The organism is Streptomyces griseoruber (assembly GCF_001514205.1).
In the GTDB taxonomy this organism is placed as follows: domain Bacteria; phylum Actinomycetota; class Actinomycetes; order Streptomycetales; family Streptomycetaceae; genus Streptomyces; species Streptomyces griseoruber.
In genome coordinates, this window is the sequence record NZ_KQ948781.1 from 97,494 (window position 1) to 119,941 (window position 22,448).

Below are 22,448 nucleotides of genomic sequence, written 5' to 3' on the forward strand. Positions count from 1 at the left end.
TGAACGCCTTCCGAACCGTTCAGGCCGCCTGCCGCGTCACACGCGCAGGGTCCGCGACGTCCTTGCGGGTCACCATCAGGTGCACCACCAGACCGAGGATGACCGCCAGGAAGAGCCCGCTCGTGACGACGGTGCCGAACCCGAGGCCGCCGTCGCCGGTCGGCTGGGACACGTAGTCGCCGATCGAGGCGCCGAGCGGACGGGTGAGGATGTAGGCGATCCAGAAGCTCCACACCGCGTCGAGGCCCAGCGCGAAGTGCGCGACCGCCACGGCGGCGATGGCCAGCGCGAACAGGACCGCCGCGAGCCAGTAGCCCAGGTCCATGCGCTCGGAGACCAGATCACCGCCCGCCGTTCCGAGGGCAAAGGTGAACAGTACGGCCAGCCAGTAGTACGCCTCGCGGCTGGTGGTGTCGATGCTGTGGATGGAGAGGGTGCGCTCGCGCCGGTACCAGACGACGAACACGACGGCGAGAAGGACGGCGAACACCGCGGTGGTCGTCTCCAGCGGTACGCCCATGTTGTCGGTGAGGTTGTCGCTGATCAGCGTGCCGACAACGCTGATCAGGGCGACGGCGAGCCAGTACACCCCCGCGCGATAGGCGGGGGTGCGGAACTGGACGACCAGGACGACCGCGAGCAACGCGCTCATGAGGACCGACACGCCGGTCAGGCCCAGACCGGCCTTCTCGTTGAGCAGGTCGGCCGCGGTCTCGCCGACGGTCGTGCACAGCACCTTGATGATCCAGAAATAGGCGGTGACCTCGGGGACCTTGTTCCAGCGCAGATGGTGGGACGGACGAGCAGAGGCACGCGTGCCCGGTTCGGCCTCAGGGGTCTCGGAGAGTTCGTAGGTCATGGGGCCAGACGGTGCCAGCGGTCGCCTGAACGCATCCTGACTGCCGCGCGGCTTTCCCGGCCCTCCGGGTCCGGCCTGATCACGATGGGCCCATGCACACCCGCGCCGTGTCCTGGCTGCGGCACCGGCTCGGCCGCGTCGTCGTCATGTCCTACGCCCTCGCTCTGTTCCTGCCCGGCCCCGGCCTGTGGCTGCGCCGCCCCCATCCAGTACCGCTCCCGCCGACGCACCTGACACTGCACACCGCACCGCTCCTGCTGTCCCTGGTCCTGTTCTCGGCAGGACTCCAGGTACCTGTCCGCGCGCTGGGCCGCCTGGTGCGACGGCCGAAGACACTGCTCGCCGGGCTCGTGCTGCACTTCGCGATCCCGCTGGCGGTCCTGCCGTTCGTCGCGTTCCTGCTGCGGCGCACCCCCGACGCCGACGGCGGCAGCGGACTGCTCACCGCGATGATCCTCGTCGTGGCGATGCCCGTCGCCGCCGGGGCCACCGTGTGGACCGACAAGGGCGACGGCGACCAGCCGACGATGGTGGGCCTCGTCCTGGCCTCCACCCTCCTCAGCCCGCTCACCACCCCCTTGCTGCTGGCGACGCTGGCGCCGCTGCTCAGCGGCGGCTACGCACACACCCTCGCCGCCACCGGCCGGCTGGCGGAGGGCGGATTCGCCCTCACCTCCGTGGTCCTTCCCTGTGCGGCGGGCCTCCTGGGCGCGCTCGTCCTGCCCGAGCGCCCGGTGCACCGCCTCCAGCTGACGGTGACGCCCTTGGCACTGACCGGCTCACTGCTCCTGACCTACGTCAACGCCAGCGGCGCCCTGGGCTCCGTCCTGACCCGGCCCCGCCCTCTGCTGTTCGCCGCCGCCCTGGCGGTGGCCGCCCTGGTCTGCCTGCTCTCCTTCGCCCTCGGCCGGGCCGCCGCCCGCGTCCTGCGACTGGAGGCGGGCACCGCCTCGTCGCTCACACTCGCCTGCGGCATGAACAACAGCAGCGCCAGCGCGGTCCTCATCACCGCCTCCCTGCCCGACAAACCCCACCTGCTGCTGCCGGTCCTCGCGTACGGGCTGCTCCAGAAGACCGCCGCGAGCCGCATCGTCACCCGCCTGCGGCGCGACCCCGCTCCCCCGGCAGGCCCCTGAACCAGGCTCAGCCGCCGCCCGCCGGACCGGCCTCCTCCTGGCGTACGGGGACGAGCAGAGGGAACGTGGCAGGACGGCGGCCGGTCAGGGAGAGTCTGCCGCCCAGAGTGACGGCCAGGTCGCGGGCGAGGAACAGGCCGATGCCGAAGCCCGGTGCCGCGCCGGTGTGACGGTCGAACAACCGGGCCGCCTCGCCGTCCCCGCGCCCTCGTCGGTGACGTCGAAGGCGACGGCTTCGCCGAGGTCGCGGGCCCTGAGGCGAACGGTCCCCCGCCCGTGGACACGGGCCTTGTCCAGCAGGACACCGAGGATCTCGGTGACGGGGGCGCCGGGGACGCGGAGGTCGTCCGACGCCTCAGGGATCCCCCACTCCAGCCGCGGGAGCGGAACAGGCGCAGCACCTCCTCCACCGTGCCACCCTGCGGGGGCATGGCTACCGCCTGGAACTCTGACGGAAGGGGAGGCTGTCCGGCCTTCCCGGCCGCCTCTTGTCGGTTCAGTCCGCGTTGGGCCGGGCAAGGCCGTGGTCGTAGGCGAAGATCACGGCCTGGATGCGGTCGCGGGCTCCGATCTTGGCGAGGACCCGGCCGACGTGGGTCTTGACGGTGGACTCGGACAGGACGAAGCGGGTGGCGATCTCGCCGTTGGTCCAGCCCTTGCCGACGGCGACGAGGATCTCGCGTTCGCGGTCGGTGAGGGAGCCGAGTCCCGGGTCCTCGGGCGAGTCCACGCGGTGGGAGGGGACGTAGCGGGCGTACTCGTCCAGGAGGCGGCGGGTGAGGGCGGGCGCGATGACGGCGTCGCCGTAGGCGACGGCGCGGATGCCGGCGAGGAGTTCCTCGGGGCGTGCGTCCTTGAGGAGGAAGCCGCTGGCGCCGGCCCGGATGGCGGCGTGGACGTACTCGTCGAGGTCGAAGGTGGTGAGCACGAGGACGCGGGAGCGGCCACCGGAGGCGATGATGCGGCGGGTGGCCTCGATGCCGTCCATGCCGGGCATGCGGACGTCCATCAGGACGACGTCCGGGCGCAGTTCGGCCGTCTTGCGGACGGCCTCGGCGCCATGGGCGGCCTCACCGACGACGTCGGTCTCGGGGACGGAGTCCAGGAGCAGGTGGAAGCCGTAGCGTTGCAGCGGCTGGTCGTCCACGATGAGCACGGTGGTCATCGGTCACCGCCCTGAGGCGTGAGGTCGAGGACGGCCTCGACGCTCCAGCCTCCGCCGCCCGTCGGCCCCGCGCTGACGGTCCCGCCGTACAGAGCCGCTCTCTCCCGCATACCCACCAGGCCGTGTCCTTCCTCGTTCGGCGGTCCGGACGGGGTGGCCGGGCCGGTGTCATGAACCCGGACGGTCAGCCGGGCGTCCTTCTCGACGATCGCCAGCCGCACCAGGGTGTCGGTGTCGGCGTGCTTCAGGGTGTTGGTGAGGGCTTCCTGGACGATGCGGTACACCGTCAGCTGCATCCCGCTGTCCAGGGCGTCCACGTCGCCGGAGGTGCGGTAGACGACCTCGCGACCGGCGGCGCGCACCTTGGCGCACAGCGCTTCGATGTCCGCGATGCCGGGCTGCGGGCTGAGTTCGGGCCCGCCCTTCGGACCGTCCGCGGCCTCACGCAGCACGCCGAGCACCCGCCGCAGTTCACCGAGGGCCTGCCGGCCGGTGTCGCCGATGAGCTGGAGGGCCTCCTTGCCGCGTTCGGGAGCGATGTCGGTGGCGTAGGCGCCGGCGTCGGCGAGCGTGATGATGACGGACAGGTTGTGGCCGACGATGTCGTGCATCTCGCGGGCGACCCGGGTGCGCTCGGTGGCCGTGGCCAGCCTGCTGCGCTGGTCGCGCTCTATCTCCAGCCGGGCGGCCCGTTCCCGCAGTCCGGCGAGCTGGGCCCGGCGGATCCGTACCATCAGACCGAGCGCGAGTGCCGCGGTCGCCGTGCTCAGCAGGAAGAACAGCGCGTCCCAGACGGACACGGCAGAGGAGACACGGACCGCGACCAGCGCCATCGCGCCGACCGTGGCCGCACAGGCCCAGGGCAGCTGCCGGAGCCACCCGTGCAGGGCCAGGCTGTACAGCGCGATGAACAGGGCGACGTCCGCGCGCAGCGCCGCGCCCAGGGACCACTGCAGGACGAACACCGCCGTGATGGCGGTAAACGCCACGAGGGGTTTGCGTCGCCGCCACAGCAGGGGCAGCACCAGTCCGGCCTGAAGCGCCAGCATTCCCGCGACGGGCAGCTGGGTGAAGGCGAGCCGGAACCGGCGCGGGCCGTCGCCGTCCCCGTCGTCCACCCTGCCGTGGAACAGGTCGGGCAGGCAGAACATCAGGAAGACCAGGACCACGACGGCGGTGTCCAGCACCCAGGGATGTGTCCGGTCGGCGTGCCGCAACCGCTGGCCGCCCCGGGAGAGTCGGGCGACCAGCGGTCCCATCCCGCTGATGTCATCGGTGGTCACGGACGTCACCTGTCCATGGTGCAGTCGTCAGACGTCACTGCGCACGAGCCGGTACGCGGCGCCGCCCAGTGCCAGCGCCGTCCAGCAGAGGAAGACCAGCAGTCCGGCGCCTGGGGAGAGGGTCGTGGAGTCGTGGGTGAGCGCGAACATCGCCTCTCCCGCGTTGGACGGCAGGTAGGGGCTGATGTCGTCCTGCCAGGAACTCGGCAGCAGGGAGATCAGTCCCGGGATCAGCATCAGGGCGGCCACCAGCACCGAGATGCCGCCGGCCACCGACCGCAGCAGCGCGCCCAGAGCGGTGCCGATCACCCCGACCAGGCCGAGGTAGAGCCCCGCGCCCAGCAGGCTCCGCAGAACACCCGCGTGCGAGAGGCTCATGGCCGCGGGCGTGCCCGAGACGATTCCGCTCCCGATCAGGAAGGCGACGAATCCGCCCAGTGTCCCGACGGCCAGCGCGACCAGTCCGAACACGGCCGCCTTGGACCACAGCACAGGCAGACGGCGCGGCACCGCCGCGAGGGTCGAGCGGATCATGCCGGTCGAGTACTCGCCCGCGGTGACCAGCACGCCGAGCACGCCCAGGGCGAGCTGGGCGAAGTTCGTACCGAAGAGGGACAGGCTGACGGCCGTCGAGTCTGCGAAGTCCCGGTCCATGTGGCCGGAGTCGATCCCCGACTTGTAGCGGCTGGCGGAGATGAGGCCGAAGGCCACCAGGAACAGCAGGCCGAGGCCGAGGGTGATCCAGGTCGAGCGCAGGGACCACAGTTTGGCCCATTCGGAGGAGAGCACGCGTCGTCCGGTCACCCGGTAGGCGGGGCGGACGGGAGCGGTCCTGGATTCCTCGGCGGTTGCGGTGAGGGTGCTCATGCGGGCCTCCCGAGGGTGTCGATTCCGGTCGTGGAGCCGTGGTACTCCACGGCATCCCTGGTCAGGTCCATGAATGCCTCCTCCAGTGACACGGTCCGCGCGCTCAGCTCGAACAGCGCGATGCCGTGCTCGGCGGCCTTGAGTCCGATCTCGCGGGCTGTCAGTCCCGTCACCTGGAGTTCCTCGGAGCTGATCCGGCCGGTGACGTCGACGCCCGGCCCGGACAGGACGTCCCGCAGCCGCGCAGGGTCCTGTGTCACCACCTTCACCGTGTCGCCGCCCGCCTCGCGGATCAGGTCCGCCACGGTCGTGTCCGCCAGCAGCCGCCCGCGCCCCACGATGATCAGGTGGTCCGCCACCAGGGCCATCTCACTCATCAGGTGCGAGGACACGAACACCGTCCGGCCCTCGTCGGCGAGCCCCTTCAGCAGGTTGCGGATCCAGAGCACGCCCTCCGGGTCCAGCCCGTTGACCGGCTCGTCCAGCATCACCGTCTGCGGATCTCCCAGCAGCGCCGCCGCGATACCCAGCCGCTGGCCCATCCCGAGGGAGAAGGCGCCGGCCCGCTTCTTCGCCACACTGCCCAGTCCCGCGAGGTCGATGACCTCGTCGACCCGGCCGCCCGGAATGCCATGGGTCAGCGCGAGGGCCCTGAGGTGCTGGTACGCCGAACGGCCCGGGTGGATCGACTTCGCCTCCAGCAGGGCGCCGACCTCCTGGAGCGGTGCCTGGTGGCGGGCGTAGTGGTGGCCGTTCACGGTGACGGAGCCGCTCGTCGGGGCGTCGAGGCCGACGATCATGCGCATGGTCGTGGACTTGCCCGCGCCGTTGGGCCCCAGGAAGCCGGTCACCGTGCCCGGCTTCACGACGAAGTCCAGCCCGTCGACGGCCGTCTTCTCGCCGTACTTCTTGGTCAACTGCCGTGCGTCGATCATCCGCGTTCTCCCTGTCGGGCTCCGGAGTCCGTCGCTTCGGACGCCTCACCGGCCACGCTAGGTGCCGAATCACCCGAATCCGGTGGTACCGGGAGGCTGAACCGGGCCGGGCGCGTAGTACCGCGGTACTACGCGCCCAGCGCGGTTGCTGCCGGCCCGCTCCCGGCCCGCCTGTGTCCGCTACCATCCCGTTGCCCCTGGGCGCGGATCCCGGTCACCCCCTGCTTGGGCCGAGGGCGTGGACTACAGCGAACTCAAGGCGGACATTCTCCGGCTGATCGTCGGAGCCACCGAGGACCCGTCCGTGTCTTCGGAGAGGAGACGGTCACCCCTCCGGTGCGGCCGGAACTGCTGCGCGGTGCGACCGAGGACGAACTCCCCGAAGAGGCCCGCGGCGCTGACCACCGCCTGCGCGAACGTCCTGACGATCAGCGCCGCCGAGCTGCACGACGGGCTCGGCGGCGATCTGTGACGGCATCCTGCTGGAAGAGCTACGTGCCCGCCGGTCTCGACGACTTCCTCGCCACACCGGAGATGGCCGCCGAGTACGAGCACATCCGCCGGCTGCTGGACCCGGCGTGAAAGAGGGGCGCCGGACCCACTGAGTGCGGTCCAGGGATCCCGCCCGTGATCTTCCCCGCCCGCTCCGGACGTGGGGCCCGCCATGACCTGTCACCCGCACGCCGATGCGGGCCACCGGGTGGGAGGCCCGTCGCCGCTCAGTCCCCGACCCGTACCAGCCCGCTCTCGTAGGCGAAGATCACCGCGTGGATGCGGTCCCGGAGGCCGAGTTTGGTCAGGATCCGGCCGAGGTGGGTCTTGACGGTCGTCTCCCCGACGAAGAGGCGGTCCGCGATCTCACCGTTGGCCAGTCCCCGGGCGACCAGGGCGAGCACTTCCCGTTCCCGTTCGGTGAGAGCCGCCAGGCGGCTGCACTGGGCGGGTGCGGGTGCGGCGGAGTGCAGGACGAAGCGTTCGACCAGGCGCCGGGTGAGCGAGGGCGCCACCATGACGTCGCCCCGCAGCACCGCCCGGACGGTCACCAGGATCTCCTCGGCGGGGGCGTCCTTGACGAGGAAGCCGTTCGCACCGGCCCGCAGGGCGGCGTAGGCGTACTCGTCGAGGTCGAAGGTGGTGACGACGAGGATGCGCGGCCCATCGGGCTGCGCGCACAGGTGTTCGGTCGCGGCGAGCCCGTCCAGACCGGGCATCCGTACGTCCATCAGGACGAGGTCCGGCTCCAGGGCGGCCACGCCCGCGATCGCCGCGTCGCCATCGGCGGCCTCGCCCACCACGGTGAGGTCGGGCTGGCTGTCTACGACCATGCGCAGCCCCATCCGGATCAGCTCCTGGTCGTCGCAGATCAGCACCCGGGACGAGGACACGGTGCGAGCCGGGGTCGGGCCCGGGCCGGTCATGGGGTCGCCGTGGTGGGCTGGAGCCCGGCGGGGCGCAGGGTGGCGGCGACCCGGTAGCCACCGCCGGGGGTGGGCCCGGCGTCGACACTCCCGCCGTACAGGGCGGTGCGCTCGCGCATGCCGGTGAGCCCGCGACCGGACGGGAGCAGCGGGGCGGGACGCTCGGCCGCCGCTCCGGCTTCCGTCCCCGCTCCCGCTTCCGTCCCGGCTCGCGCTCCGGCCGAGTTCTCCACCCTGACGCGGATCAGCCGCCCGGGCCCCTGCCTGCCGGTGTCGACCCGTACATGGACCGTGGCGTCCGGCGGGGCGTGCTTGACGACGTTGGTGAGCGCCTCCTGCACGATGCGGTAGGTCTGTACGGTGAGATCCGCCGGAAGGCCGTCCCGCTCCCCGCGAAGGTCCAGCAGGGCGTGCCTGCCGCTCGTGTTGAGGCGTCCGACCAGCCGCCGCAGATCGGCCGAGAGGTGCTCGGCCGCCCCATCGGGACCGGAGCCGGAGCCGTCGGCGGAGGCGTCCGCGCCGGGGGTGCGCAGCACCTCCAGCAGCCGGCGCAGTTCCCCCAGGGCCTCGCGGCCGGTCGCGCTGATGACGCCGAGGGTGCGATCGACGACGGCGGGGTCGACCTGCCGCATCAGTCTGCCGCCCTCGGCGTTCAGCACCATCACGCTCACGCTGTGCGCGAGGACATCGTGGATCTCGCGGGCGATGCGCGCCCGTTCCTCGGCGACGGCGACCCGCGCCAGGGCGAGACGTTCCGACTCGGCGAGCGCGGCCCGCCGCTCGAACTCGGCGATGTAGGCGCGCCGGGCACGGACGTACTCGCCGAACACCCAGGCTCCGGCCAGCAGCAGCCCCACCGCGAGCGGAGTGAGCCAGGCCCCGCGGGCGCCCGGGCCCCCGTAGTCCCGCTGCCACGCGGGAATCCACAGCAGCACGCAGCCCGCGGCACCGACCACCGTCGCCGCGGCAGCCCGGCGCAGGCCACGCACCGTGAGGGTGGCCAGGACCGCGGCCAGGGCGACGGCGCCGCGTCCCGGTTCCAGTCCCCACACCTGCCCGAGAAACTGCGCCCAGAACGCCGCCGTCACCAGGCCCGCGACGAGCACCGGCCGACGGCGGCGCCACAGCAGGGGCAGCACCAGGGCGGCGTACACGCCCGCCTGGACCCAGACCGGCCGCCAGCCCGGTTCCGGGCGGATCACCGGCGGCACCGCCACCAGCACGAGCAGCAGGACGTCCGTCAGCCACGGGTGGCCCCGCCGCAAGCGGGGCAGAGTCTCGATCAGCCGATGCACCACCTCACGCTACGGCCGGGACCCGCTCCCCCACATCGTCCTGACGGGCGTCGCGGGGTCCACCCCCGGTCGTACACGCACCGGCCGGGAACACGACGTGCGGCCACCCGTGGCGCTTCCACCATGGCCGCCATGTCGATCACCACCGAGTTCCTCAGACGGCCTCTCATGACCGGTGCCATAGCGGCCAGTTCACGACAGCTGGCGCACGCGATGACCGAAGGCATCGATCTGGAGAGGGCCCGGACCGTTGTCGAACTCGGCCCGGGAACCGGGGCGTTCACCGACGCGATCCTCGCCCGGCTCGCGCCCGACGCACGACTCGTGGCGATCGAGCTCAACCCGGTGCTCGCGGCACGGCTGTCGGTCACCCGGCGCGACACACGGCTGACCGTGATACGGGGTTCGGCCGCCGAGGTGGCCGAGACGGTGGGCGGACCCGTCGAGGCGGTGGTCTCCGGGCTGCCGTGGACGGTCATGCCACGGGAACTGCGCGGGCACATCCTGGACGCCGTGACCGCAGTCCTCACGCCCGGCGGCCGTTTCACCACCTTCGCCTATCTGCACGCGGCCTGGACTCCGCCCGCCCGCGACCTCACCGCCGAACTCGCCTGCCGCTTCGACCGGCTGGAACGCTCGAAGGCGGTGTGGGCGAACCTCCCGCCCGCCTTCGTGCACCGAGCCACCCAGAAGCATTGACCGCGAGGGCGAGGGCCTCGGCCGGGAAGGCCCAGGCCCTGACTCGGTTTCACCGACCGCGCGGTCAACCGCCGTATCGCAGCTCTCCAGATCGCCCCGCCGCCAGGGCTGTGGTTACGGGCGGCGCCCATTCTGGCTCTCGGCGCCCTCACCGCGCTGGGTGCCGCCGATGCCACCGGCGACCTGTTCCGGCTGCTGGAGCCGATCCTCGCTCGTGGGTGATCACTCGGCGGACAGAGTGATCCTCGTGGTCGACCACCGCTCCGAGGCGGTCATGGACCTTCCTCGCCCTGGGCGACCTCGACCTCGTGGTGGAAGTCGACGACGCCGGCTGTTCCGGCGGCGACGGACAGGACCGTGCAGGCCACGAGGAGGAAGGCGGTGCGGCGGGTGGTGCGCGAGCGCTTCTCGGAGGGGGCGAGGAGGGCGGCGACGCGTTGCGGCACCGGGCCGGTCGTCGCCGCGGGTGCGAAGTCGGGACGCGTGGACGGGGAGGCGTGGCCGGCCAGGGCTGCGCGGGCGATGGCCGTGGCGATCAGGCGTCGGTCTCCGGTGACCTCCGCGGCGGCCTCGTCGGCGGCCCGCTCGGCGGCGAGCCGGACGGTGTCTCGGGCGGCGCGAAGAGCGGGGTGGCAGTGGGCGGCGATCTCGGCGGCTGCCAGGAAGTAGTGGTGGCCGGCCTGGTTGTGGGCGCGCTCGTGGGCGAAGAGGGCCTCGCGCTCGGCGGGTCCCAGGCTGCGCAGCATGGCGGTGGTGACGACGATGCGGTGGGGCCGTCCGGGCAGCGCGTACGCGTCCGGATCGGGCGAGTCGATCACGCACAGGTCACCGGCGGCGGGGCGGCGGTCGGCCTGTGTGCGGGCGGTACGGAAGGCGCGGGTCTGCCGGAAGGCCGAGCGCACGAGGGTCCAGACGCTGACGGTGAGCACTCCGGTGGCCGCCGCGGCGGCGGGGAGGACGAGGTAGTCCGAGGGGGTTCGCAGGGGGTGGATGAGTTCACCGAGGGCGGCGAAGGCGGGGAGCTTGAGCAGCCCGGTCAGGACCAGGGCGCCGAGGGCGGCCACGCAGGCCCCCGCCAGTGCCAGGACCGAGGCGGTGAGGACCCACAGCGCGGTGGCGGGGGCCAGGCGATCGAGTGTCCGGCGGGCCAGCGTCGGCGCAAGGAAGGGCAGAACCAGCGGTAGGAGCAGCAGGGCGGTCATCACTCGTCACCCTCCAGGAGCCGGCGCAGGAGTTGCTCGTCGCCGGGGTTGAGCTGGGCGACGAAGCGGGCCAGGACCGTCTCCCGGTCGGTGTCCCGGTCGAGTTCGGTGTGCATGCGCCGGGCGGTCAGCCCGGGAGCGTCCTGCACGGGGAAGTAGGCGTAGCCACGCCCCTGCCGCTCACGGTCGACGACACCCTTCTCGTGCAGACGCGTCAGTATCGTCGCCACCGTCGTCCGGGCCAGGCCGGAGCCGAGTTCGGTCTGCACACGCCCGGGTGTGAGCGGGGCTCCGGCGGCCCATAGCGCGGCCATGACGGCGGCTTCGAGCTCGCCGGCCGGCCGCCTCTCGTCCCTCGCGTCCGTCATGGGAACGTTCCTCATTCCGCCATCGTCTACAGTTCAGTAGACCGTCTACAAGATTGTAGTCAGTCGCTGGATGCCGCCATGCCGCCGTGCTGCCGCGTCCGACAGTCCGGAAGAACGATGAAGGGGCTCCCGACGATGACCACAGCCATGCACCTATCGTCGCAGCTCGCCGTCAATGTGCTGGACGCCCGGTCGCTGCTGTCCGCGTTCGGCGTGCTGGGCGTGGGCGTGGTGCTGTTCGCCGAGACCGGCCTGCTGATCGGCTTCTTCCTACCGGGCGACTCACTGCTGTTCACGGCCGGTCTGCTGTGCACCGGCACCGCCGACCGCGGCCTGAAACTCTCCCTCGCCCCGCTCCTGATCGCCGCGGCGGTGGGCGCGCTGGCGGGCGCACAGTGCGGATACCTCCTGGGCCGAAGAGCGGGCGGTACCCTCCTCGCCCGCAGCCGCTCGGCCCGCCTGCACGAGGGCGCGAAACGCGCCGAGGAACTGCTGGAGCGCTACGGACACGCGAAGGCGATCGTCCTGGCCCGCTTCGTGCCGGTGGTGCGCACGGTCCTGAACCCGATGGCCGGCGCCCTGCGCGTGCCCGTGCGGACGTTCACCCTGTGGCAGGTGACCGGCGGGCTGGTGTGGAGCCTGGGTCTCACCCTGGCGGGCTACGCGCTGGGCTCCTCCGTACCCGACGTGGACCGGTATCTGCTGCCGATCGTCGCGGTGATCGTGGCCCTGTCGCTGATCCCGGTCGCCTCCGAGGTGTACCGCTCGCGCCGGGATGCCAAGGCGAAGGCGGCACGCGGATGATCCTCGCCTTCAACGGCTCGTCGGTCGACGGCTCGGCCTACACAAACGTGGTGAACCTCGCCCGGCACGCTCCCGCATGGCTGGACGACACCGTGTCGGCGTGGTCGACGTACGGGCTCGCCCTGTTCGCGGTCCTCATGGCCGTCGGCTGGTGGCGCGCCCGGCGGCTGGGCGCCACCGCGTCGGTGACCGCGCTCGCCGTGCCGTTCGTCGTGGTCGTCGCCTACGGGGTGGACGCAGCGCTGAAGCTGCTGGTGCGCGAGAACCGGCCTTGCCGGAGCCTGCGGGTGGCCACGCTGGAGGCGTGTCCGGCGCCCGGCGACTGGTCCTTCCCCAGCAACCACGCGGCCATCGCCGCCGCGGCGGCCGTCGCCCTGCTGTTCGTCTCCCGCCGACTCGGCGCGGTAGCCGCGCCGGCCGCCGGGGCGATGGCGGCCGCGCGGATCTGGGTCGGCGCGCACTACCCCCACGACGTGTTGGCAGGGGTCGTGGTGGGCGCTCTGGCCGCTCTGCTCGTCATGTCGGCACTGCGCAGGCATGTGCAGGCCCTGGCCCTGCGGCTCACGGCGACCCGCCTGCGGCCGCTGCTGGTCATGCCCTCATGAAGCGCGCTGACGTCGCCGAACTGGCCGGCAGCTGCGGACTCGGCGCCTGGACGGCGTTCGGCGTACTGACCATGGTCGTGGTGGGCCGCGACGGCATACCGCTGTTCGCGGACGCCGACCTTCTCTCGTGGTCCGTCGGTCACCGGCCGGACGTGGCGGTGGCGTTCGCCCGCGGACTGACCGCCACCGGGACGGGCGTCGTCCCGTTCGCACTGGCCGCGCTGGCCGGAATCATCGCGGGACGCACCCTCCGCCGGCGCGCGCTCGCCGCCGCGCTCTGCCTGGCCTGCCTCGGGGCGGGCCAGGCACTGCGGTACGCGGTGATGACGCTCGTCGCCCGGCCTCGGCCACCCCTGTCGGACTGGGCGACGCATGCCTCGGGATCGGCGTTCCCGTCCGGTCACACCACCACAGCGGCCCTCACCGCGGGCCTGCTGATCATCGCGGTCCACATACGTGGCTCGCGTGGCAGGACGGTGCTCGCCCTGGTCATAGGCGGCTGGGGTGCGCTGGTCGGGCTGACCCGCGTCTACCTCGGGGTGCACTGGTTCACCGACGTGGTCGGCGGCTGGCTGTTCGCCCTCGGCTGGCTGGGGGTATGCCTGTGCGCCGCGGCCTGGTGGCTGCCCGAGCGGTTGACTCTCGGCATGACAGACACGGACACAGCGCGCGGGACAACAGAACCGATGGGCGCGGCAGGAGGCCGAACGGGCCCGGCACGAGAGCAGACGGACGTGGCACGAGAGCAGAGGGAGGACCATGCGCCAGACGATCCTGGTCGTCGAGGACGATCACGCCCTGCGTGACGTGCTGATGCGCGGACTGCGCGACGAGGACTTCGACCCCGTCCCCGCGCCGGACGGCGCCACCGCGCTGCGGCTGGCCACCCCCGACATCTCCGCCGCCGTACTCGACGTCGGACTGCCCGACGCCGACGGACGGGACGTGTGCCAGGCGATGCGCGCGAACGGATTCCTCTCCCCCGTCATCTTCCTGACCGCCCATCACCGGCTGACCGACCGGCTGTCCGGGTTCTCGGCCGGCGGCGACGACTACCTGCCCAAGCCCTTCCACCTCGCCGAACTCGCCGCCCGCCTGCGGGCAGCCCTCAAACGGGCCGCGCCGCCGCCTGCCGCCACAGCAGGAGACCTGGCACTGGACGCCGTCCGGCACGTGGTGAGCGTGCGGGGCACCCGAGTCGATCTGACGCCGACGGAGTTCCGTCTCCTGGCCGCGCTCATGGCGGCTTCCGGCGACATCGTGCGCCGCCGCGAGCTGGTCCGGGCGGGCTGGCCCGAAGGCGCCCGAGTACACGACAACACCCTCGACCAGTACCTGACCCGACTGCGCCGCAAGCTGCGCGAGGCGGGCAGCGACCGGACGATCGGCACGGCCCGCGGGATCGGCCACCGCCTGTCATGAGCGGGATCCGCCACCGGCTGCGGCCCGCCGTGACCGCCTTCCTCCACCGTCTGGCACCCCGCACTCTGCGCGGCCGGCTGTCCCTGGTGGCCGTCACCACGGCCGCGCTGCTGATGCTGGTCCTCACCGTCGCCTTCAACGCCGTGGCCGAGCACCGCCTCCAGCACCAGGCGGACGACGAACTGCGCACCCGCGCCGCAGCCGTCGCGACGACCATCGACACCAGCCGCAGGACGGTACGCGTCCTGGAGACCTCCAACGACGCCCTCCTCGACACCAACGTCTGGATCTACGCCGACCGACGCCTGCTGGAAGAGCCGCCGAACGCCGGCTCCCTGACCCACGTCGCCGACGCCCTCGCCGAGCGCGGCGGACGGCGGTGCGTCACCGCCGACGTCGACGGCCCCCTCAGGCTGTGCTCCCAGCCGGTACCCGCCGACAAGAGCCGGGTTCTGGTGGTCACCGCGCTCGACCTCTCCCCCTACCGGAGTTCGGCCGACACCCTGCTCATGGGGTCACTCGCCCTGGACGGCGTGATGCTCGCCTGCACCTATGCCCTGACCCGGCTGGCGGTGGGCCGCGCGCTGCGCCCGGTCCGCACGATGACCGACCAGGCCACCCAGTGGAGCGCCGTCGCCTCCGAAGAACGCTTCGGCAGTACGCGCCACCCGGCGGAACTGGCCCGCCTCGGTACGTCGCTGGACGCCATACTGGACCGCATCCGCACACTCCTGCGACACGAGAGGCAGCTCACCGGGGAACTCTCGCACGAACTGCGTACGCCCCTGAGCCGGATCATCGCCGAACTCGACTGGTGGCAGACTCGCCCCCGAAGCGCCGACCAGACCCACGCCACCCACAGGGTCATCGCGGACGCCGCCCAGTCCATGCGCACCATCTGCGACACTCTCCTGGACGACGCACGTGGCGGGACACCCACCGCGCCGGGCACCGCCGTGGTGTTGCCCGCGCTACGACGACTCACCGAACTGCCGGATGTGCCGGCTCACTTGACAGTCACCGCCGACGGCCCACCTGTGGTGGCCGGAATCCCGCCCGCCCTCCTCGAACGCATCGTCAGCCCACTCCTCACCAACGCCTGCCGCTACGCCCACTCCAAGGTCGCCGTCCGCGCCCACCGCACACCCGACGGCGTACGCGTCGAGGTCATCGACGACGGGCCCGGCGTACCGCGCCCGTTCGCCTCACGGCTCTTCGAGCCCGGTCAACGTGCGGATCCGGGCGACGGACACCGCGGTGCCGGCCTCGGGCTGCCGCTGGCCCGACGCCTCGCCCGCTCCGCCGGCGGCGAGGTGACGTACGACCCCGAACACAGCCCCGGGGCACGATTCGTCGTCAGCCTCCCTGCCGGGTGACATCGGCCCCGCTCTGCGGCACACGCGCCTCACTGCACGACGTCGTGCCGGATGTCCTTACGAGAGGCGGCCAGGTAGCCGACGAAGCCGAGGATGGCCACCGTCCAGGACAGCGTGACCGGCCCCAGGCCCAGGTCGAGTCCGCCGCGATCGTGGCCGACGGCCATCCAGTCGGCGACGGAGGCCCCGAGCGGGCGGGTGATGACGTACGCCGCCCAGAAAGCGACGACTGCGTTCAGGCCGCCCCAGCGGTGAGCGACGGCCGGAACGGCGATCGCGGCTGCGTACAGGACGGTGGAACCCAGGTAGCCGAAGCCGATCGTGGCGGTCAGATCGCCCGCGGCGGTGCCCAGCGCGAAGGTGGCCAGCACGGCGGCCCAGTAGAAGGTCTCGCGGCGCCGGGTGTGGATGCTGTGGATGGACAGAGTGCGTTCGCTGCGATACCAGAGGACGAAGACGGCAGCCAGCGCGGCCATGAAGAACGGGGTCGAGAACGCATAGGGCACGCCGAGGCCGACATGCAGGACGTCGGCGGCCATCGTGCCGAACACGCTGACCATGACGATCGCCGTCCAGTAGACCCAGGCCACGTACCGCCGGACGGCGAACTGGACCGCCAGGGCGGCCACCAAGGCGATGCCGCCGACACCGACCGCGGGGATCGGGCCGAGCAGGTGGGCAAGCCAGTCGGAGGCCGTCTCGCCCATGCCGGTCGTGAGCACCTTGATGATCCAGAAGTAGACGGTCACCTCCGGCACCTTGCTCGCCGCGTGACGGACGTGGCCCGCGGGCCGGTCATGAGTGAGGTGATCAGTCGACATGGCAGGCACGATGACATGAGGCCCGGCTCTCGTCCCAGACCCCTTTGCCAGAGTTTTGGCGCTTCCGGTGCGGGAGTTGCCCGAGGCCCAGCCGGACCTGAACGCGACCTGAACACAGTGGCCGATGCACTGGTCGGCAGCGTGCGGCCGGTGGTACCAGTGGTCTGCCGGCATCGGCCTGGCGACCGTGTTCACCAGGGCCTTCGTCGCGGACGCCGAGTGCTCGCTGTATCGGTCGATGTGGTCGGCCACGACCTGGTGGTCGCGGGCGGCGCGGGTGGTGCGCCGGTCCAGGACCTGCTCGCGAGTCAGGTCCTCGAGGACCAGGTCCCGGTCGCCGTCGTCGGCCTCCGGCTGAGGCGCGGGCGCGGTGGGTACCGGGAGGCCGGGTGGAGCGGCGCGGGGCGGGCCACCCGGCCGGGGCCGGCCCATCGACGGCGGGGTGCGCGGCCGCGGCTGTGGTTCGGGCCTTGGCAGCCACCGCCTGTCGGACCCGGACCTGCTCCCTCCCGTGCTCGCGGGCCCCACCTGGGCGGTCACGGTCTCGTGCAGCTGCCGGTCGACCGGTGAAAGGCACTCCGCCTCGGAGACTGCGTGAAGGAGTGCGGCACCCTGCGTGGGAGTGCCGCACGTCTGCGTGCGCGCTGAGGTCGGTTATTCGGTTGAGCAGATAGCAGTCGCGATCGCTGCCTTGGACACGTTGGTGGTATTCCTGACCACCACCACCCAACGGTCCGCCTCGGGGAAGGACGACTGCGCAACGACTCCGCCGTCTTCGGCAGTGTTGAATCCGCCACCGGTCGGCACAGTGCCGAAGGGGCACGGCGCCTCCATCCGGGCGAGTTCCCCGGGGCTGAGGCTGCGGTCCACAGACTGACGGAGGAACGGGGCCCGGGCCGCAGCGTCGGCACCGCCCTGCGCCAAGCCGAGCCCGGCCCCGACCACGAGCGTAGCCACCATTGCCAAGCCACATACGGATCGTCTCATTTCCACCTCCGAGTGGATTGCTGAAATGCCTGCCCATACCAGTGCCCCGGACCGGACGGGTGGGAAAACCGACTCATCCAGATGGTCCATGAGGTAAGGATTCTGCACCCCCCACGACCTCGCCGACACAGCGTGCGGGTCCGCACACGGCGCCTGCTGTCCCGAAAAAAATGCACCTTTGCCATTCTCGTGCGTGCTCCTCCCAATCCCCTGTCGAAAGGTGACCTCATGCTCAGGATGCGGGGCTATCCTCGGCCTCTCGCCCACGCCCACGCCCACAAAGAGATCAGGAACTTGTTCATGCACTCCGGCGGCAGGGCCAGCAAGCGCGCGGAAACCGCCTGGCCCAACGCTTCCGGGCTCACTCGGGCCGATGTCGGTGGACGCAGGAACCCCACCGTGACGCAGATAACCGAAGGGCAGCGGATCTCCTACAGCATGGAGCAGGCGAGTGACCTCGCCGCTGTCACCATTCGCTTGATTCACCGCATCGACGCAGAACTCTCGTCCAGCACGTATGCCGAGCGGTACTTCTTCAACACCTGGAGTTCGTGGAGTTCGCGCGGGAGGTACAGGGAACTACCATCCGATCCCGTCCGGCGGGACAGGCGGATCGCGAAGATCTGCCGGAAAGTCGGATTCGTATCCAATGACTCCACGGCTTCCGGTGCCTGAGCGGTGAGACAGCCCCGGGGATAATTCGTGCGCCCGTAAAACGTTCGTCGAGCAGGTCGACCAATTGACGGAAAGCTACCGACGCTTCCGTCTCGGGCTGAAGGAGTGGCTGACGACGGTGGCCGTCGAGCTGGGCGGCCGGGCCGGCGAGCGGCTGTGCCGCAACCTGAACCTGCCAGCGGGCCGGACCTGCCTGGTGGGGCTGCTGGTGGGGCTGCTGGTGGAGCCACTTGCACCGGAGCGGGCACCGCGGGTCCTTGGGGTGGACGAGTTCGCCTTCCGCCGCGGGTCCCGGTACGGCACCATCCTGGTCGACGTCGAGGCCGGGCGGGTGGTCGACGTCCTGCCCGACCGCACCTCGGAGACCTTCGCCGCCTGACTGACGGCCCACCCCGGCGCGAAGATCATCTGCCGGGACCGTGCCAGCGCCTACACGAAGGCGATCAAGGAAGCCGCGCCGGACGCCATGGAGATCGCGGATCGCTGCACCTGCTCCAGGGAGCCGGTTTCCGACCGCTACGGACCCGAATCCTCGCTCGCGCATGGCCTCGGGCCGGTCAGGGAATCCAGCCGGCCATCACCCGCTCGGCCACCGAGAAGTCGGTCCCGCAGTTCGGGCAGGCGGCCCGCCCGAACAGGTAACGGACGCCATGAGCCAGGCCCTCCTGACCGTCCGCCAAGGCCCGGGCGAACAACCTGCGCGGCAGCCCTTCCAGCTGCTGCCTTCGCGCTGGCTGGAGGGGTGACTTCTGCACTGCTTGCAGCGCGTAGTCGTCGGTGCAGCAGAAGCGGTCGTCCTGTCCGATTACGACGAACACGTTGACGCCGCAATAGGGGCAGTCGACCTCATACTCCCCAGTATGCAGGCCGTCCAAGGAGCGGTCCCAGATCTCGACGCCCTCGAAGGAGAGCAGGGCCTGCAGCAGGTTGACGTATTCCTCGGCCTCGGCGGTCTGACTCAGGCGTCTGTCGGTGAGGTCATGCAGAACCTCAATCGGAGCCGAGAAGACCGTCAGAGGGCTGTCGGGCTCGGACAACCCGGGCGAACAGGAAGCGATGGCTCCCGCCGCCGAGAGTACCTCGCCCAGGGTCTCCGGGCTGGCCGCGGTCGCGATCTCGGCCAAGCGCGGAAGTGCTGCGAAGCTAGCGGTGAAGGCGGTGTCCAGCTGCGGACACAAGTGGTCCATCAGCTCGGACCACACACCGCTGGGATCGGCCTCGAACCGGTTCAAGAGAGCAGGCACGTGCCCTGCTGAACCGCACGCGTCGGTGAGTGTCGACCAATCCGTCATGCGTCCATCCAACCAGGCAACTCCGGACGGGCCGCACCTGGCCGAGAGACTCCAAGATCCTTCACGGAATCGCGGCCAGAACCAATCTGGCTCTGTCCGCAGTTCCGTGACGGAGTTCACGTCTATTCGACGTTCCGGAGGCCGGCTTCGGCGACGCGCCGGTGGTACTCCACCTCAGCAGCCGTGTCCAGGAAGGTCACCGGGTACCAGCGGGCCCGGTCGTAACCCTCGCTCTCACGCCAGGGGCGCACGATGCCGCAGAGTTGGTTCCAGTACTCCGCGATCATGGTGAGCCGCCGCTTCTTCTCAGCGATCCGCTCGTCCTCGGTCGGCGAAGGGCTCGGAGCGGGCGGTCGGGCCGGGCGGTTGCGGAGACGCCCTCTGTGGGGGCCTCGGATTTCTGACTCGATCGCCAGCACGAGGGCGGACACAGCTTCAGCGAGGGCTGCGGCCGTGCGGTGCTCCTCCGTGCCGTCATCGTGGACGCGTTCCAGTGACTCCAGACGCGGCAACAGAAAATCTATGATCGCCCAGGCGTCGTCCGCCGTGACGTCCACAGCATGGTGCAGCGTGCGCTCCGGATCGGTGCTCACCAGCGGAGTTCCCCTTGTCGGTGTCGTCGGCCGCGTAGAGGTGGGATGCAGTTGAGATTGATCATTCGTAAACAGCCTGACTGTAGGCGACGTGCCGGATGACCGTCGATCCTTCTCCGGACCTACTCGGCTTTCATGGCAGGGGGAGGATGCGGGTGCGGAGGAGTTCGAAGGACGCTCGGCCATACATGGCTCTCTTGAGCGTTTTCACCCGGTTCACGTGACCCTCGACGACGCCTGAACTCCACGAAGGGTGAGGCCGGCGGTGACGGCATCGAGGTCCTGGCGGAGGAAGCTCGCGAAGCCCTGCATCGGCTTGGGGGCGTCCTGTTCGGCCTGGCGGATCCACTCCAGCAGCAGGTATCCGCGCCGGTGACGGACGAGTTCGGCGAAGGTGCGGGCGAGGTCGCAGGCCCCGGTGATGTCCGGGCAGGCGAGCCGGACCTCCAGCAGTCGTTTGTCCTGGCTCTCTGTGAGGGTGTCGCGGGGCCGCATGATCCATGGAATCTCCTCACCCTGTGCTGAGGGTGGCCCCGGAGTTGCTCGCCTTGATTCCTCAGGCGTGCAAGTGCTGACCTGCGGGTGGATGCCGAACTTGAGGGCTGGCTCTTGGTCGGGTGGCTGGGTCGGCACGAGGGCTGGGACGGGGCGGCCTGGGGTGGGTGGGGTCTCTCTCGTGGGCGGGAACAGGTGGTGTGGGAGCGAGCTCAGGGTTCGATGGCGAGGTGTTCGATGAGGTCGTCGCGCAGCGTGAACCGATAACGGAGATCGATGGTGCCGCCGGGGAAGTTGCCTTCGAGGTGGTGTGTGGCGATGTAGTGGGCCGTGTCGGTCTCCTGAGCGTTCGTGAGGTGGATGGTGTAGGTGAATTCGGTGGCGGATCGGTCCAGCCACCGCTCAATCGCGGCGCTGCCCTGGTAGGTGTTGCCGTCGTCGATCACTGTGGCGTCGTCGGTGAACGTCGTGACCGCGGTGGCGGTGTCGTGGGCGCGGTGCGCTGTGAGGTAGCGGGTGATCACCTCGGGCAGGTCGTCCGGGGTGATGGTCCGGGGCTGGTTGTCGTGCATGACGCTCCTGATGGTGGTGGCGATTTCAGACGGTGGGGGTCGTGCCGCCGTCGATGACGTGTTCGGCGCCGACGATGGCCGAGGCGCGGTCGCAAACGAGGAAGGCGACGAGCTCGGCAACTTCCTCGGGCTGGTTGGGACGGCCGAGCGGGATGCCTCCCAGGGAGTCCATGAGTCGGCCCAGCGCCGCTTCCTGGGTGATGCCGGCATCGTGGGCGATCCGGGCGACGAGGTTGTCGGCGGCCGAGGTCTGGACGAAGCCAGGTGAGACGGTGTTGACGCGGACGCCGTGGGGGGCCACCTCGTTGGCCAGTCCTTTGCTGTAGGTCGTCAGGGCGGCTTTGGCGGCGGCGTAGGCCAGGGTGCCGTTCCACAGCGGCATGCGGCGCTGGATCGAGGTGACGTGCACGATCGCGCCCCTGCCTTTGGCGAGCATGTGCGGTAGGAGTGCGCGGTCCAGGCGGACGGCGGCCAGCAGGTTCGTGTTCAGCTCCTTTGCCCAGTCGTCCTCGCCGAGCGCGGCGAATCCTCCTGCCGGTGCCTCGGAGCCGCCGAGGGTGTTGACCAGGATGTCGACGCCTCCCACGCGGGCGTCCACCTCGGAGGCGACGTGGGCGGCGCCTCCGGCGCTGGACAGGTCGGCGGCGATGAAGGTCTTCTCCTCGACGTCGTCGGGGCGGCTGCGGGCGGTGACCAGCACGGTCGCGCCGGCCTGGGCCAGGCGCCGGGCGATGGCGGCTCCGGTGCCCTTGGTGCCGCCGGTGACCAGAGCGCGTCGGCCTTCGAGGGATTCGCTGATGGATGTGGTCACGTTGTGCTCCGTTCCCGGGCGCGGGTATACGAGGCGCCGCTCCCGTCTCGAATGCTAAAATAGAAGCTACTAACTTCGACTTTAGCAGTAACTGAGGGGATGGTCGCCGTGGCAAGCCGGATCAGGCTGGAGGACCGGGAGTGCCCGCTGTCCACGACGGTGGGACACGTCGGCGAGTGGTGGACACTGCTGATCCTCCACGACGCCTTCGACGGCTACACCCGCTTCGACCAGTTCCAGGAGAGCCTGGGCATCTCCTCCAGCATGCTCACCACCCGGCTGAAGACCCTGCTCGCGGACGGTCTGCTGGAGCGTCGGCCCTACCAGACCAGCCCTGTCCGGCACGAGTACGTCCTGACCGAACTCGGGCGCTCCCTGCGCCCGGTGATCGTCGCCCTGGCCGCGTGGGGCAACGCCCGCCTCACGCCGACGGAGCGCAGCATGATCCTCGTCGACGCGCACAGCGGCGAGGAAGTCGAGCCGGTCGTCGTCGACGCCAAAACCGGCCGCCGACTCGACGACAGCGCCGCCTACGTCTTCACCGCGGGCCCCGCAGCCAGCGACGCGATGCGCAGCCGCTACGCGGCACGGCCGGCCATTCCCGCGGAAGAGGCGAAGTAGGCCCGGAAGATTCTCGTACAGCCTTGAAGCAGGGCCGCGAGCACGGGCTGCACCTGACCAGCCTCGCGGCACCGGCTTGTCGTCGGCCTGAGCAGGTGGTCGTAGCGGTTCGACCACGCCAACAGCGCTGGGCGTGCCCGGTGGGGC

26 protein-coding genes are annotated in these 22,448 nt (G+C 70.9%); 10 read left to right on the forward strand and 16 right to left on the reverse strand.

The features are described 5' to 3' along the window. Nucleotides 1–19: 19 nt before the first annotated feature. Nucleotides 20–859, reverse strand: coding sequence for a COG4705 family protein (locus tag AQJ64_RS36960; RefSeq protein WP_055631936.1), 840 nt, complete (start codon nucleotides 857–859; stop codon nucleotides 20–22). Between the two features lie 92 nt (nucleotides 860–951). Here AQJ64_RS36960 and AQJ64_RS36965 point away from each other — a divergent pair, with 92 nt between their 5' ends. Continuing rightward, nucleotides 952–1,995 (forward strand): bile acid:sodium symporter family protein, encoded by a 1,044-nt coding sequence (locus AQJ64_RS36965; protein WP_055631935.1) that lies wholly within the window; start codon nucleotides 952–954, stop codon nucleotides 1,993–1,995. 7 nt (nucleotides 1,996–2,002) lie between these two features. On the opposite strand, the gene AQJ64_RS50285 is transcribed toward AQJ64_RS36965, so the two are convergent. The 7 genes from AQJ64_RS50285 to AQJ64_RS51880 all read right to left on the reverse strand — a co-directional run bounded on the left by AQJ64_RS50285 (nucleotide 2,003) and on the right by AQJ64_RS51880 (nucleotide 8,958). Then, nucleotides 2,003–2,176: an ATP-binding protein gene (locus tag AQJ64_RS50285; protein WP_206189614.1), complete on the reverse strand. Its 174-nt coding sequence runs from the start codon at nucleotides 2,174–2,176 to the stop codon at nucleotides 2,003–2,005. Nucleotides 2,177–2,491: 315 nt separating this feature from the next. Beyond that, on the reverse strand, nucleotides 2,492–3,160 hold the full coding sequence (locus AQJ64_RS36970; RefSeq protein ID WP_055631934.1) for a response regulator: 669 nt from the start codon (nucleotides 3,158–3,160) through the stop codon (nucleotides 2,492–2,494). After that, complete coding sequence (locus AQJ64_RS36975; protein ID WP_055631964.1) at nucleotides 3,157–4,443, reverse strand: sensor histidine kinase; 1,287 nt, start codon at nucleotides 4,441–4,443, stop codon at nucleotides 3,157–3,159. Before AQJ64_RS36975 ends, AQJ64_RS36970 begins: the two co-directional genes overlap by 4 nt. Nucleotides 4,444–4,470: 27 nt before the next feature. Then, nucleotides 4,471–5,310 carry an ABC transporter permease gene (locus AQJ64_RS36980; protein WP_055631933.1) on the reverse strand — a complete coding sequence of 280 codons (840 nt, stop codon included), beginning with the start codon at nucleotides 5,308–5,310 and terminating at the stop codon, nucleotides 4,471–4,473. Next, nucleotides 5,307–6,245, reverse strand: a complete 939-nt coding sequence (locus tag AQJ64_RS36985; protein ID WP_055631932.1) for an ABC transporter ATP-binding protein — start codon at nucleotides 6,243–6,245, stop codon at nucleotides 5,307–5,309. Before AQJ64_RS36985 ends, AQJ64_RS36980 begins: the two co-directional genes overlap by 4 nt. A gap of 719 nt (nucleotides 6,246–6,964) precedes the next feature. After that, the gene (locus AQJ64_RS36995) at nucleotides 6,965–7,663 is read right to left on the reverse strand and encodes a response regulator (RefSeq protein WP_055631930.1); all 699 of its coding nucleotides are present in this window, start codon (nucleotides 7,661–7,663) and stop codon (nucleotides 6,965–6,967) included. Then, the gene (locus AQJ64_RS51880; protein WP_063788653.1) at nucleotides 7,660–8,958 is read right to left on the reverse strand and encodes a sensor histidine kinase; all 1,299 of its coding nucleotides are present in this window, start codon (nucleotides 8,956–8,958) and stop codon (nucleotides 7,660–7,662) included. The genes AQJ64_RS36995 and AQJ64_RS51880 overlap by 4 nt, the downstream gene beginning before the upstream one ends. Before the next feature lie 132 nt (nucleotides 8,959–9,090). Between AQJ64_RS51880 and AQJ64_RS37005 the strand changes: the two genes are divergently transcribed. Next, nucleotides 9,091–9,657 (forward strand): class I SAM-dependent methyltransferase, encoded by a 567-nt coding sequence (locus AQJ64_RS37005; protein ID WP_055631963.1) that lies wholly within the window; start codon nucleotides 9,091–9,093, stop codon nucleotides 9,655–9,657. 272 nt (nucleotides 9,658–9,929) lie between these two features. On the opposite strand, the gene AQJ64_RS37010 is transcribed toward AQJ64_RS37005, so the two are convergent. Together AQJ64_RS37010 and AQJ64_RS37015 are read right to left on the reverse strand one after the other, a co-directional pair. Beyond that, a complete protein-coding gene (locus tag AQJ64_RS37010; protein WP_059203354.1) occupies nucleotides 9,930–10,859 on the reverse strand; it encodes a M48 family metalloprotease in 930 nt (309 codons plus the stop codon). Then, a complete protein-coding gene (locus AQJ64_RS37015; RefSeq protein WP_055638128.1) occupies nucleotides 10,859–11,227 on the reverse strand; it encodes a BlaI/MecI/CopY family transcriptional regulator in 369 nt (122 codons plus the stop codon). The genes AQJ64_RS37010 and AQJ64_RS37015 overlap by 1 nt, the downstream gene beginning before the upstream one ends. Nucleotides 11,228–11,362: 135 nt before the next feature. On the opposite strand from AQJ64_RS37015, the gene AQJ64_RS37020 reads away from it, so the two are divergent. The 5 genes from AQJ64_RS37020 to AQJ64_RS37040 are packed head-to-tail and all read left to right on the forward strand — an operon-like array spanning nucleotide 11,363 to nucleotide 15,434. Then, nucleotides 11,363–12,031 (forward strand): DedA family protein, encoded by a 669-nt coding sequence (locus AQJ64_RS37020; protein ID WP_055638130.1) that lies wholly within the window; start codon nucleotides 11,363–11,365, stop codon nucleotides 12,029–12,031. Further along, complete coding sequence (locus AQJ64_RS37025; protein ID WP_055638127.1) at nucleotides 12,028–12,636, forward strand: phosphatase PAP2 family protein; 609 nt, start codon at nucleotides 12,028–12,030, stop codon at nucleotides 12,634–12,636. The genes AQJ64_RS37020 and AQJ64_RS37025 overlap by 4 nt, the downstream gene beginning before the upstream one ends. Further along, nucleotides 12,633–13,442, forward strand: coding sequence for a phosphatase PAP2 family protein (locus AQJ64_RS37030; RefSeq protein ID WP_055638126.1), 810 nt, complete (start codon nucleotides 12,633–12,635; stop codon nucleotides 13,440–13,442). Before AQJ64_RS37025 ends, AQJ64_RS37030 begins: the two co-directional genes overlap by 4 nt. Continuing rightward, nucleotides 13,396–14,058 carry a response regulator transcription factor gene (locus AQJ64_RS37035; RefSeq protein WP_055638125.1) on the forward strand — a complete coding sequence of 221 codons (663 nt, stop codon included), beginning with the start codon at nucleotides 13,396–13,398 and terminating at the stop codon, nucleotides 14,056–14,058. Before AQJ64_RS37030 ends, AQJ64_RS37035 begins: the two co-directional genes overlap by 47 nt. Continuing rightward, nucleotides 14,055–15,434 (forward strand): sensor histidine kinase, encoded by a 1,380-nt coding sequence (locus tag AQJ64_RS37040; protein WP_055638124.1) that lies wholly within the window; start codon nucleotides 14,055–14,057, stop codon nucleotides 15,432–15,434. The genes AQJ64_RS37035 and AQJ64_RS37040 overlap by 4 nt, the downstream gene beginning before the upstream one ends. Before the next feature lie 29 nt (nucleotides 15,435–15,463). On the opposite strand, the gene AQJ64_RS37045 is transcribed toward AQJ64_RS37040, so the two are convergent. Next, nucleotides 15,464–16,255 (reverse strand): COG4705 family protein, encoded by a 792-nt coding sequence (locus AQJ64_RS37045; RefSeq protein ID WP_055638129.1) that lies wholly within the window; start codon nucleotides 16,253–16,255, stop codon nucleotides 15,464–15,466. A gap of 1,215 nt (nucleotides 16,256–17,470) precedes the next feature. Here AQJ64_RS37045 and AQJ64_RS50290 point away from each other — a divergent pair. After that, the gene (locus AQJ64_RS50290; RefSeq protein ID WP_055638122.1) at nucleotides 17,471–17,917 is read left to right on the forward strand and encodes a hypothetical protein; all 447 of its coding nucleotides are present in this window, start codon (nucleotides 17,471–17,473) and stop codon (nucleotides 17,915–17,917) included. A gap of 64 nt (nucleotides 17,918–17,981) precedes the next feature. Continuing rightward, complete coding sequence (locus AQJ64_RS37060; RefSeq protein WP_055638121.1) at nucleotides 17,982–18,296, forward strand: transposase; 315 nt, start codon at nucleotides 17,982–17,984, stop codon at nucleotides 18,294–18,296. Between the two features lie 178 nt (nucleotides 18,297–18,474). Here AQJ64_RS37060 and AQJ64_RS37065 read toward each other — a convergent pair whose 3' ends face one another. From AQJ64_RS37065 to AQJ64_RS37085, 5 genes are all read right to left on the reverse strand, one after another. Beyond that, complete coding sequence (locus tag AQJ64_RS37065; RefSeq protein WP_159060330.1) at nucleotides 18,475–19,209, reverse strand: hypothetical protein; 735 nt, start codon at nucleotides 19,207–19,209, stop codon at nucleotides 18,475–18,477. Between the two features lie 122 nt (nucleotides 19,210–19,331). Then, nucleotides 19,332–19,802 carry a hypothetical protein gene (locus tag AQJ64_RS37070; RefSeq protein WP_055638119.1) on the reverse strand — a complete coding sequence of 157 codons (471 nt, stop codon included), beginning with the start codon at nucleotides 19,800–19,802 and terminating at the stop codon, nucleotides 19,332–19,334. A 216-nt stretch (nucleotides 19,803–20,018) separates the two neighbouring features. Then, nucleotides 20,019–20,297: a hypothetical protein gene (locus AQJ64_RS49315; protein ID WP_055638118.1), complete on the reverse strand. Its 279-nt coding sequence runs from the start codon at nucleotides 20,295–20,297 to the stop codon at nucleotides 20,019–20,021. Nucleotides 20,298–20,509: 212 nt separating this feature from the next. Then, entirely contained in the window at nucleotides 20,510–20,869 is a 360-nt protein-coding gene (locus AQJ64_RS37080; RefSeq protein WP_055634672.1) for a nuclear transport factor 2 family protein, read from the reverse strand. A 25-nt stretch (nucleotides 20,870–20,894) separates the two neighbouring features. Continuing rightward, nucleotides 20,895–21,680: an SDR family oxidoreductase gene (locus tag AQJ64_RS37085; protein WP_055634671.1), complete on the reverse strand. Its 786-nt coding sequence runs from the start codon at nucleotides 21,678–21,680 to the stop codon at nucleotides 20,895–20,897. A gap of 99 nt (nucleotides 21,681–21,779) precedes the next feature. Between AQJ64_RS37085 and AQJ64_RS37090 the strand changes: the two genes are divergently transcribed. Continuing rightward, nucleotides 21,780–22,301, forward strand: a complete 522-nt coding sequence (locus AQJ64_RS37090; RefSeq protein ID WP_206189727.1) for a winged helix-turn-helix transcriptional regulator — start codon at nucleotides 21,780–21,782, stop codon at nucleotides 22,299–22,301. Nucleotides 22,302–22,448: the final 147 nt, after the last annotated feature.